Below are 910 nucleotides of genomic sequence, written 5' to 3'. Positions count from 1 at the left end.
GCCCACCTCAGGATTGCCTTGCTGGTGAACTCAGTGCCATTGTCACTGACAATGCAGGCGGGTTTTCCATAGATCCTGACAAGAGCGTCGAGCTCCCGCGCAACTCTCGCCCCCGAGATACTGGTATCGGCAATCAACGCGAGGTTTTCGCGGCAGCAATCGTCGTTCACGGCCAGAATGCGGAACCTCCGGCAGGCTCCAAACGTGTCGGACAGGAAGTCCAGCGACCACCTCTGGTTCGGCAGCAACGGTATGGGCATGGGGCTCCGGCTGCCGCGCGCCCGCTTACGGCCGCGCCTGCGGCGCACCGACAGGCCTTCTTCCCGGTAAATGCGGTAGAGCTTCTTCTCGTTCATGACCATGCCTTTGCGCTCCAGCATGATGCCCACACGCCGATAGCCGAAGCGGCGACGCTTCTCGGCAATCTTGTGCATCTCCTTACGGATCTCCTGATTGTCGGGCGGCCGTTCGCGCCGCACCGTCTTCGGATCGACACCGATCAGGACGCAGGCCCGGCGTTGAGAGATCGGATGATCGCGCATTGCCCGCAACACTGCGTCCCGCCGTTGCATCGGCGTCGTCAGGGTTTTCCCAAGAGATCCTTCAGCACGACGTTATCGAGCATCGTATCGGCCAGCAGGCGCTTCAGCTGCGCATTCTCGTCCTCAAGATGCTTCAGCCTTTTGGCATCGGACAGGTCCATCCCGCCGTATCTGGCCTTCAGCTTGTAGAAGGTTGCGGGGCTGAGCCCATGTTTCCGGCAGAGGTCAGCAGTGGGCAAACCAGCCTCCTGCTCTTTGATCATCCCGATAATCTGCGCCTCGGTGAAACGGCTTTTCCTCATCTCGTCTGCTCCTTCAGGTTGCGCAGACTCTACATCACAGCGAGGGAACTTCCGGGGGGCAGGTCA

The 910-nt window shown here is 60.4% G+C and carries 1 pseudogene; it reads right to left on the bottom strand.

From position 1 onward, the window contains the following. A pseudogene (locus IE224_RS20870) lies at positions 1 to 844 on the bottom strand (IS3 family transposase); the annotation flags it as partial. Positions 845 to 910: the final 66 nt, after the last annotated feature.

It is taken from the genome of Paracoccus aerius (genome assembly GCF_014656455.1).
GTDB classification, from domain to species: Bacteria; Pseudomonadota; Alphaproteobacteria; order Rhodobacterales; family Rhodobacteraceae; genus Paracoccus; species Paracoccus aerius.
The sequence above is the reverse complement of the archived record's forward strand: the minus strand, read 5'-3'. Positions and strand labels throughout refer to the sequence as shown.